Genomic DNA, 10,520 nt, shown 5'->3' on the forward strand with positions numbered 1-10,520 from the left:
AGAGCTACAACCAGGCGTTGGCGCTGGTCGATAAATACCCGAATTTGAAACTGATTATGGCCCCAACCACCGTTGGCATCGCAGCGGCAGCCAAGGCGATGACCGACGAAGGGTTGTGCGACCGGGTCAAGGTGTCGGGGCTGGGTTTGCCGGCAGAGATGGCCAGCTACACCCTCAGCGGGTGTGCGCCGCAGTTTGCCCTCTGGAGCTTCAAAGACCTGGGTTATCTAACCTACTATCTGGCCTACGGCATTGCCACCGGTCAGTTGCAGGGGGTGGAAGGTGAGCGCTTCAACGCCGGGCGCATGGGCACCTACACCATCGAGAAGGACCCCACCCGACCGAACGGGCTACGAGTGCTGATGGGGCCGTTCACCGTCTACACTGCCGAAAACGTGAATGAGTAATTGATGACGCAGACGGCAGGGAGATAATCCCTGCCGTCACTCACGGTAAAGATAGGCGTAGTGATACTATAGAGATGTTTCCATTGTTATCTTCACCGATGATCTTGTTACCCTTGAGAGGCAACCATGAAACGAGTTGGTTTCACCCTCAAAGTCAAACCGGAGCTGATCGAAGAGTACAAGGCCCATCATGCCAACGTCTGGCCAGAGATGCTCGATGCCCTGCGCCGGCATGGCTGGCACAACTACACCCTCTTCATGCGTGATGATGGGTTGTTGTTTGGCTATGTTGAAGTCCCGGAGAGTTTCGAGCAGGCCCTGGCCGGGATGGCTACAGAAGAGGTGAATGCGCACTGGCAGGCAATGATGGCTCCCTATTTTGAGAATCTTAGCGGTGCCTACGCCGACCAGAGTATGGTGCAACTGGAAGAGGTATTTCATCTGGATTGACAATGGCAGATGAACCCATCTGTGCTATACGCTGACAGCAGGTGTCACGTTGGGCGCACGACTCTGTTATGTATGGGAAGAGTTGCATGATGGGCGACACCTGATCGCTGTCCGCAATAGAGAGGGCAGCGTCACCAGCGCGGCCCGGATATAACGAGAGATTGATACCGGACGACAGGCCGGTTATCCGGCACAGGAGGAACCGTATGACCTTTACTGCTCCGACGCCGGCGCAGATTGAAGCAGCGTACACTGTAGCTCGTGAACGTTACGCAGCCCTCGGTGTTGATACTGAAGCGGCGATGACAACCCTGGCCACTGTCAGCCTGAGCCTTCACTGCTGGCAGGGCGACGATGTAGGCGGCTTTGAAAATCCCGGAGGTCCGCTAGAGGGTGGGATTGCGGCGACCGGCAACTATCCGGGTAAAGCTCGCAACGGCGATGAATTGCGCAGTGATCTCGACCTGGTCTATCGCCTCTTACCCGGTCGGCACCGGCTCAACCTGCACGCCATCTACGCGGAAACCGGTGGGGTTAAGGTGCGTCGTGACGAACTGCGCCCTGAACACTTCGCCACCTGGCTGGATTGGGCAAAAGTAAACGGTCATGGGATCGATTTCAACCCAACCTGCTTTTCGCATCCACTGGCAGCGGATGGAATGACCCTGGCCCATCCCGATCCGGCGATTCGCCGGTTTTGGATCGATCACTGTATCGCCTGCCGGCGAATTGGAGCACATTTTGGGCGCGAGCTAGGAACACCGTGCGTCACCAATATCTGGATACCCGATGGGATGAAGGATAACCCGGTTGACCGGTTAGGGCCACGGCAGCGCCTGCGCGAATCGCTGGATGTCATTCTGGCCGAGCCACTCGATCCGGCGCATAACCGCGATGCCGTTGAAGCCAAGCTCTTTGGCATCGGCTCCGAGAGCTATGTCGTTGGCTCACACGAGTTTTACCTGGGGTATGCAGTGAGTCATCCGGGACTGCTGATCTGCCTTGATAGTGGTCATTTTCATCCGACCGAAGTGATTTCCGATAAGATTTCGGCAGTCTTACTGTTTGTTGATGAACTCCTGTTACACGTCAGTCGCGGTGTGCGTTGGGACAGTGATCACGTGGTCACACTTTCAGACGAAACCCAGGCGATGATGCAGGAAGTGGTGCGTAGTGGGTTTCTGTCACGCACGCATATCGGCCTCGATTTCTTCGACGCCAGTATCAATCGGGTAGCGGCCTGGACCATCGGTGCCCGGAATGTTCTGCGGGCATTACTGATCGCCTTGCTTGAACCTACGGGACGGCTCCGCGAGCTGGAACTGGCGGGTGATACAACTGCCCGTCTTGCCCTCCTCGAAGAACTCAAGGGGATGCCGTGGCAGGCGGTCTGGGACATGTACTGTTACCGTCATGACGTTCCGATAGGAAGTGCATTTCTCAACGAGATTCGTCATTATGAAGCAGAAGTCCTGGCGATGCGCAGCTAGTCGTTGCGACAAACAAGGTCTCTTCGTCAGACAGGGAGTTTCCTGATGAGCACAGATAACACTCGTTTTCGTCACGTCAAGTATGGGTGGGATGCAACCTACGCAGCGACACTTGATCCGGTAGCACGTCTGGTATACCGCTCGAATCTGTTAGGGAGTGATCAGCGGATTACGAATACCGGCGGCGGAAACACATCGGCTAAGATCACCGAGCGTGATCCACTCACGGCAGCGCCGGTCGAGGTGTTGTGGGTGAAAGGTTCAGGTGGTGATTTGCGCACCAGCACCCGTGCCAACTTTGCTTCACTCGAACTACGCAAATTACGCGAATTGCGCACGATGTATCTGCGCGATCCAGATCGCGGCCCGAAGACTGCCATCGAGGATGCGATGGTTGATCTCTACCCGCATTGCACCTTCAATCTCAACCCACGAGCATCGTCAATCGATACACCCCTTCATGCGTTCATTCCCTACCGTCACGTCGATCACATGCATCCGAATGCGGTGATCGCCATCGCTGCTTCACGCAACGGTGAGCGGTTGACGCGTGAGATTTACGGTGATGAGGTTATCTGGATGCCGTGGCAACGTCCTGGTTTTGATCTCGGTCTGAAGCTGGAACAGATTTGTCGTGAGCATCCGCAGGCGAAGGGGGTCATTCTTGGCGGGCACGGATTGATCAATTGGGCCGATGATGATCAGGAATGCTATGAGCGGACACTCGACCTGATCGAGCGTGCAGCACGCTATATCGAAGCCCATGATCGTGGCGAGGCAACATTTGGTGGTGCGCGCTATGATGCGCTACCATTTGAACAACGCCGCTCAGTTCTGACGGCCATATTACCCTGGCTGCGTGGGCAGATCAGCCAGCAGCGACGCTTCATCGCCACCATTCAGGACGATGCGACAACGCTCCGCTTTGTCAATAGTGTCGATGCACCCCGCCTGGCCGAATTGGGCACCAGTTGTCCTGATCATTTTCTGCGAACAAAGATCAAGCCGCTTTACATTGACTGGCATCCCCAGGCGGAAACGCTCGATGATTTGCAGCGCAAACTGGCTGCAGGACTTGAACGCTATCGCGCCGATTACACCCACTACTACGAAACCTACCGCCGCCCCGACTCACCACCGATGCGTGATCCGAATCCAACTGTGATTCTCATTCCAGGACTGGGGATGATCGCCTGGGGCAAAGACAAGAGCGAGTCGCGGGTGACGGCAGAGTTTTATACAGCGGCGATAGAGGTGATGCGCGGTGCTGAAGCGATTGACGAATACACTGCGCTACCGCTACAAGAAGCCTTTGATATCGAGTACTGGCAGCTTGAAGAGGCCAAACTGCGACGGATGCCACCGGAGAAGGAGCTGGCCCGTCAGGTGATAGCGGTCGTCGGGGGTGGGAGTGGCATCGGGCGTGAGGTAGCGTTGCGGCTGGCTAACGAGGGTGCGCATATCGTCTGTGTGGATAAAGATGGGGCAGCGGCGCAGGCAACGGCACAGGCGATCATTGATCGACATGGGATGGGCATTGGGGTTGCCGGGAGTGATATTTCGGCTTGCGGCCCGGCAATCGGGCTGGTCGCCGACATCACGGATCGCACCAGTGTGCGGACAATGCTCGAACAGGTCGTGCTGGCCTATGGCGGTCTCGACGCCGTAGCAGTGACTGCCGGCATCTTCGTTGCTCCCGATACCGAAGGCCGCATTCGTGACGATCAATGGTCATTAACCTTTGCCATCAATGTCACCGGTCACTACCTGGTGGCTGATGAAGCTGCCCGTATCTGGCATAAACAGGGATTACCAGCCAATCTCGTCTTGACAACATCGGTGAATGCAGTGGTTGCCAAGAAGGGTTCGCTCGCTTACGATACCAGCAAAGCCGCAGCCAATCATCTGATCCGTGAACTGGCTATCGAACTGGCCCCGCTGGTAAGGGTCAATGGCGTAGCCCCGGCCACTGTCGTGCAAGGGAGCGGCATGTTTCCACGTGAGCGGGTGATTGCGTCACTGACCAAATACGGGATTCCGTTCACTGCCGATGAACCAACCGACGTGCTCACCGACAAACTGGCCCGTTTCTACGCTGAACGCTCCCTGCTCAAGCGCCCAATCACACCAGCCGACCAGGCCGAAGCCTTTTTCCTGCTCCTGAGCCAGCGGCTGAGTCAGACAACCGGCCAGATCATTACGGTTGACGGCGGACTCCATGAAGCCTTCCTGCGTTGAGGGGGCAACACCATGACAGAACTGGCACATTTTATTGCGATTGACATTGGTGCTTCGAGCGGGCGCGTCATTCTAGGGCGTTGGGACAGCACACGCTTCACCCTGGAGGAGATCCATCGCTTTCCGAATGGGATGATCGAGCGTGACGGTCATCTGTTTTGGGATGTCAACCGACTCTGGCGCGAGGTACAGCAAGGACTACGTACCTACGCCCGCCACGAGCAATCAAGTCGGTTAATCAGCATTGGGATCGACACCTGGGCAGTCGATTACGGCCTGATTGATGAAACGGGTAATCTCATTGGTGATCCCTTCGCCTACCGCGATGTGCGCAATGAGGGCATGGCTGAGCAAGTTGATGCGATTATCCCGCCGACCGAACTGTATGAGCGTACCGGGCTGCAACGGCTCCCTTTCAACACCCTCTACCAGTTGTACGCCGAACGGCAGGGTGATCGCCTGCCACGAGCAACCACGATGTTGCTCATGCCCGATCTCTTTCACTACTGGCTGACCGGGAAACGGGTAGCCGAGTATACCAATGCGTCAACGACCATGTTCCTCGATGCCCGACAACGGGTATGGGCCACCGATCTCCTAAAGCGGTTGGGCATTCCGACTCACCTGTTGCCACCATTGGTTATGCCGGGGACACCGCTTGGCCCTCTCGTACCCGAACTGGGCGAGGCGCTCGGACTGCCGGACAGCGTTACGGTGGTAGCAGTTGGTACGCACGACACCGCCAGTGCCGTTGCTGCTGTACCTCACCTTAATGCCCAGAGCGCCTACATCAGTAGTGGGACGTGGAGTCTGGTGGGAGTGGAGCGCACCGAACCACTGATCAATGAAGCTGCCCGCCACCTTAACGTGACGAACGAGGGTGGCGTGTACGGAACGATTCGCCTGCTCAAAAATGTCAGTGGACTATGGCTCTTGCAAGAGTGTCAGCGCTGCTGGCAAGCCGATGGTCTGAACCTGAGTTGGGATGAGATCATCGCGCAGGCCGCCGCTGCACCGGCAGGGCGTTCATATATTGACCCCGACGCGCCCGAATTCCTGGCCGTTGGCGACATGCCGGCCCGTATCCGCGACTACTGCCGACGCAACGGTCAACCTGTGCCGGAGACGGTAGGTGAAATCGCCCGCTGCTGTCTCGATAGCCTGGCGTTACGCTACCGAGAGGTCATCGATGCGCTGGCCGATCTCACCGGTCAATCGATCACGACGGTACGGATTGTTGGTGGCGGCAGCCAAAACACACTCCTCTGCCAGTTAACGGCTGATCTGTGCCAGCGACCGGTGGTAGCCGGGCCAACCGAAGGCACAGCCCTGGGTAACATTCTGGTACAGGCAATAGCGATGAGGTATCTGCCCGATCTGGTAACGGCACGGCAGGTAGCTGCGGCGTCGGTCAGCCAGACTACATATCGTCCGGGGGTGTTGATGCAAGGATCGGGTGGTCGATGAGCGAATGAGGAGCAGGTGACGCCACCGTGCGCCCACACCTCGTCCGCAAGAAGAACACAGGTGCGGGGAAGTGGTGTACATTATGTTCCACGACACCTGGAAACACATACCGCTGTCTCCACCTGCGCCTACCGATCCGGCAGCACCGTGCGGTGTGCTGCAACACGCCCCCACCCTCACCCGCCTCCGCTGGGGGCGGGAAGCGCTGGCCGGATAGCTCTCGCTGTTGCGAGCGGGGGTAGGTGGTGAGTGCGCCGGAGGTTCGCGCACCCAGGTCGCGCCGGAGGCGTGCGCATAGCAGCACAACGCTCAGGTGTGGTGTCAGGGTGATCATTGCATGTTATGACCGCTATTGCACCAGATGTTAGATTACGGCATGCCTCCTGCAACGTGATCGCAAACTGAACTGACACTCCGGTAGTCAACTAATAACCAGCCGTGATTGTTCTTTTTTGCACAAACCTTCTTTCATTGGCTATGCTTAGTTCTGATGTGAGGTACCGAACGTGCCTGCCATCCAACGAACGACAATGGCGTCAGTTCGTTGCCCAATAGTCGAGGAGGGGCCACATAGAAGATGACTGGCTGGTAATGGCTGCGGCTGAAATCCACCAACGTGAGTTGATCCGTGATGCCGAGCGATTGCTACGTATGGCGAAGCGGTCGAACCGCGATGCCGAACGTGAGCAACTGGAGCGTATGGCAAAACAGTTGTACCGTGAGCGGTCGTGGTGGCGTCGCGGGTGGCAGCGGATCTTGCAATGGCTACAGCGTAGCAATGCCTGATCTGATAGGCCCCTGTTCCTGACCATGCCCGGAACAGGGGTGTTCTTTTGCACTACACCGGGATATTGCCCGCGATACGCTGGTGAGCACATAGTGGGCTATGGTGTGTGCGGAAGCATGGCTTTCGTACTCCTAACCATACGACCCGTGTCCAGTCTTCTGCTATCCACCGGCAACTGATAGACCGGCACACCCCTTTCGGCAGTGAGGTGTTGGGACGGTGCAGATCATCATCGCCGAGGGTATCAATTCTCATTGGTTGGCCTCGCTCCTTTACGACGCTTTGCTGTGTTGTCAGTGATGATCCGGAAGTTCCCGGCAAGACGAACGTCTGACCCGCGCTCGTACATCCTCACCTATGCGCTTCTGTATCCACGATCAGATTGTCACCGGCGTGATGGTGCAATCACAAGTGATGATTGCTCGTGAACCGATGTAGATATGGCATACCCGGCAGAGTTCTCAGCCAATGCGCTCCCCTGTCGTCTGTGACGATAGATTCTGCGCAACCATACACCTGCTCACTTCACCCCTACGAAACCTGGATCACGGCGGCACCCTGTAACTTCCCCTGGCGGAGTGCGTTCAGGGCCGTATTCAGTTCGGTGAGTGGAAAGATCTGTACGGTTGTCCGAACCGGGATTTGTGGCGCGAGCTGCAAGAATGTCTCGCCATCCTCACGGGTTAGATTGGCGACCGAGCGCAACACACGCTCGCCCCACAGCAATTCGTAGGCGAAGGCAGGAATCTGGCTCATATGAATGCCACCACAGACTACAACGCCCCCTTTCTCGACGGCACGTAACGCATACGGAACGAGATCGCCTACCGGAGCAAAGATGATTGCGGCATCGAGCGGCACCGGCGGTAGCTCGGTTGAACTGCCGGCCCAGACTGCGCCTAACTCACGGGCAAAACGTTGCCCTTCAGTATCACCGGGACGGGTGAAGGCGAAGACTTCGCGACCCTGCCAGCGTGCAACCTGCGTCATCAGGTGTGCTGCGGCGCCGAAGCCGTAGATACCCAGTCGCTCACCAGTACCGGCCAGGCGGAGCGCACGAAACCCGATCAGACCGGCGCAAAGCAGTGGGGCGACTGCGGTTGCGTCGTAGTCATTGGGTAGAGCAAAACAGAAACGTTGATCGGCAACGGTATATTCGGCAAAGCCGCCAGGTCGGGTATAGCCGGTAAACTGCGCCTGATCGCAAAGATTTTCGCGCCCATCACGGCAAAAACGGCACTCGCCACACGTCCAACCCAGCCAGGGTACACCAACCCGTTGCCCAACCGTCCAGCGCGTAACCCGCTCGCCGAGACGCTCGATAGTACCGACAATTTGATGACCTGGAATAAGTGGAAGGTTTGGTGCTGGTAATTCCCCATCGATAATATGGAGATCGGTACGACAGACAGCACACGCCTCAACCCGAATCAAGACCTCTTCGGGCTGTGGTATTGGCACAGGAAGATCACGGTATTCGAGCGGTTGACCAGGTGTGGTGAAAACCATTGCGCGCATGGCATGCCTCCAGAAGAGAATTGAGCTAACCGGGATGTTGATCGGTCATACCTGATTGCAGTATAACTAAAGTCATCGCGTTCATCCGTGCAGCATGCACGCCATTTCGCCTTACAGTGCTGTACGGATCGCGTCGTTTAGAGTGCGGATGTGATGATTCTATTAATGCTTCAGCGTGGCTGCCGCCCGCCAAACGCTGCGCACGCGCATGACGAGCGGGCAAGGCAACCAATTCCGCGAGTGATAGCGATAGATATAGATATGGTTGTCAGGCCTGCTCGCTTCCATACCGGCAGCCTGGGAGCAGGATATACTGCCGTTGGTGATTGACAAGCGCGCATGAACCTGAGTGATAGGCTGGTAGCACGACAGCACAGGTTTATGATATACGTTCTACCCTACCCGGTCGCATATGGCACATGCTAACCTACTGATCGCTCTCGACCGCACGTGGCCCTCATGCGCATCTCGCTGTGACCGAGTGATCCGGTATATGCAACCTGCACAGTCAAGACTAAAACCTGCGCTACGTCAGAATGTTCGCCAGTGAAAGGGAGATATCTATGCCCCGCCAGACTACGTGCCCTTTCTGCGGTGCAATGCTACGATCATCGGCCAGATTCTGTAGCATGTGCGGCAAAGACCTTCGTCGTCCAGTCACACCACGGCACCCTCCTGCCAGATCGCGTTTCCGGTTGAGTTGTGGTAGCCTGGTGATTGGTCTGATCGGTTTCATCCTGATCTGCAGCGCTCTCAACGCTCTCTTGCCAGAGCGGACCGTACCATCTGGTATGGCCGATCAAGAGCGGCAACAATCTGTCGGCACGACAGGGAATAACATTCCAACCACACGACCACCAACCCCAACAGCCACGCAGACTCCATCGGCTGTGCAGACCGCAACCGTCGCGGAACCCATTATCGCCGGGGAGCAACCTCTGGAAGTGCATGTGATTGATGTCGGTCAGGGTGACAGCATTTTGATCCGCACGCCAGAGGGGAAAACGGCGCTAATCGATGGTGGATACGACAATGGTCTGACGCTTACCTATCTCCGTGAGCAGGGGGTCAGCCAGATTGACGTGATGGTAGCCTCGCATCCGCACGCTGACCACATTGGCGGGCTGGTTGACGTGCTAAGAGCGTTACCGGTCAAAGGGTTCTGGACTTCCGGTGCAACCCATACCACCGGCACCTACGAACAGCTCCTCGATGCGATTGATGCAGCAAGGGTTCCGTATTATGAAGTGCAACGAGGTGACACCATTCCGCTGGGTCGGTTACGCTTCGAGGTGCTGCACAGCAATCCCGATGCCAACGATCTCAACAACACCTCGGTCGTGCTGCGCCTGGCTTACGGGAGTGTCTCGTTTCTCTTCACCGGCGATGTGGAAGAAGCTGCCGAGCTGGACATGCTATCAACAGTGCGTGAGCGTCTCAACGCCACTATTCTGAAGGTCGCTCATCACGGATCACGCACCTCTTCAACAGCCGGGTTTCTGGCGGCAGTCCAGCCGAGGATTGCCGTCTACTCGGCTGGACGCGACAACAATTACGGTCATCCACACCGCGAAACCATTCAAGCCCTGCAGCGGGTAGGGGCCGCGGTGTACGGCACGGATGAACACGGCACTATTGTTATCATCACCGACGGCGTTGACTACCAGATTCAAACCAGGTATGATCGTCCACCGATTGCTGCCCCAGAAACGCCCGGCACTGCGCCCTCATCCGACCACACGACCCAGGGTGATCGTAATTGCAGCGATTTTGCGACTCAGGCCGAAGCGCAGGCATTCTTCCTGGCCAACGGCGGCCCGGCCCGCGATCCGCACCGGTTAGACGGTGATGACGATGGAATTGCCTGTGAAAGCCTCCCTTGAAACGTGAAAGGAATTGCGGTATGGAAGAGGTTCGGTATGAACAGGGCGTGATTGATCGCTTTGAAGGTGAATACGCGGTGATCCTGATCGGTCAAACCCAGCGACCGCACGATGTGATGCGTACTATGCTCCCGGCCAATGCCCGTGAAGGCGACTGGCTGCGCATTCAATGGCTAGCGGATCAGATAACCGCAATTGAACTCGACCCGGAAGCAACCACTGCTGCTCGTCGGCGCATCCAGGCCAAATTAGCCCGGTTGCGTCGGGGCGATCATCTGAA

Annotated in this window: 10 protein-coding genes; 9 read left to right on the forward strand and 1 reads right to left on the reverse strand. The window is 56.9% G+C overall.

Annotated features, from left to right (window positions below):
- The 7 genes from VAE57_RS11540 to VAE57_RS11570 all read left to right on the forward strand — a co-directional run.
- Positions 1–407: substrate-binding domain-containing protein (locus VAE57_RS11540; protein WP_416208447.1), on the forward strand; the 407-nt coding region annotated here is incomplete at its 5' end.
- 126 nt (positions 408–533) lie between these two features.
- A complete protein-coding gene (locus tag VAE57_RS11545) occupies positions 534–857 on the forward strand; it encodes an L-rhamnose mutarotase (protein ID WP_322822029.1) in 324 nt (107 codons plus the stop codon).
- Between the two features lie 206 nt (positions 858–1,063).
- Positions 1,064–2,347 (forward strand): L-rhamnose isomerase, encoded by a 1,284-nt coding sequence (locus VAE57_RS11550; protein WP_322822030.1) that lies wholly within the window; start codon positions 1,064–1,066, stop codon positions 2,345–2,347.
- A gap of 45 nt (positions 2,348–2,392) precedes the next feature.
- Positions 2,393–4,585 carry a bifunctional rhamnulose-1-phosphate aldolase/short-chain dehydrogenase gene (locus tag VAE57_RS11555; RefSeq protein WP_322822031.1) on the forward strand — a complete coding sequence of 731 codons (2,193 nt, stop codon included), beginning with the start codon at positions 2,393–2,395 and terminating at the stop codon, positions 4,583–4,585.
- Between the two features lie 12 nt (positions 4,586–4,597).
- Complete coding sequence (locus tag VAE57_RS11560; protein WP_322822032.1) at positions 4,598–6,052, forward strand: rhamnulokinase family protein; 1,455 nt, start codon at positions 4,598–4,600, stop codon at positions 6,050–6,052.
- A gap of 82 nt (positions 6,053–6,134) precedes the next feature.
- Complete coding sequence (locus VAE57_RS11565; RefSeq protein ID WP_322822033.1) at positions 6,135–6,269, forward strand: hypothetical protein; 135 nt, start codon at positions 6,135–6,137, stop codon at positions 6,267–6,269.
- Between the two features lie 374 nt (positions 6,270–6,643).
- On the forward strand, positions 6,644–6,838 hold the full coding sequence (locus VAE57_RS11570; protein WP_322822034.1) for a hypothetical protein: 195 nt from the start codon (positions 6,644–6,646) through the stop codon (positions 6,836–6,838).
- Positions 6,839–7,370: 532 nt separating this feature from the next.
- Here VAE57_RS11570 and VAE57_RS11575 read toward each other — a convergent pair.
- Positions 7,371–8,357, reverse strand: a complete 987-nt coding sequence (locus tag VAE57_RS11575) for a zinc-dependent alcohol dehydrogenase family protein (protein ID WP_322822035.1) — start codon at positions 8,355–8,357, stop codon at positions 7,371–7,373.
- Between the two features lie 563 nt (positions 8,358–8,920).
- On the opposite strand from VAE57_RS11575, the gene VAE57_RS11580 reads away from it, so the two are divergent.
- Positions 8,921–10,240: an MBL fold metallo-hydrolase gene (locus tag VAE57_RS11580; protein WP_416208448.1), complete on the forward strand. Its 1,320-nt coding sequence runs from the start codon at positions 8,921–8,923 to the stop codon at positions 10,238–10,240.
- 20 nt (positions 10,241–10,260) lie between these two features.
- Positions 10,261–10,520, forward strand: a 260-nt coding sequence (locus VAE57_RS11585; RefSeq protein WP_322822037.1) for a DUF3006 domain-containing protein, incomplete at its 3' end; no start/stop codon positions are given.

It is taken from the genome of Chloroflexus sp. (assembly GCF_034434295.1).
In the GTDB taxonomy this organism is placed as follows: Bacteria; Chloroflexota; Chloroflexia; order Chloroflexales; family Chloroflexaceae; genus Chloroflexus.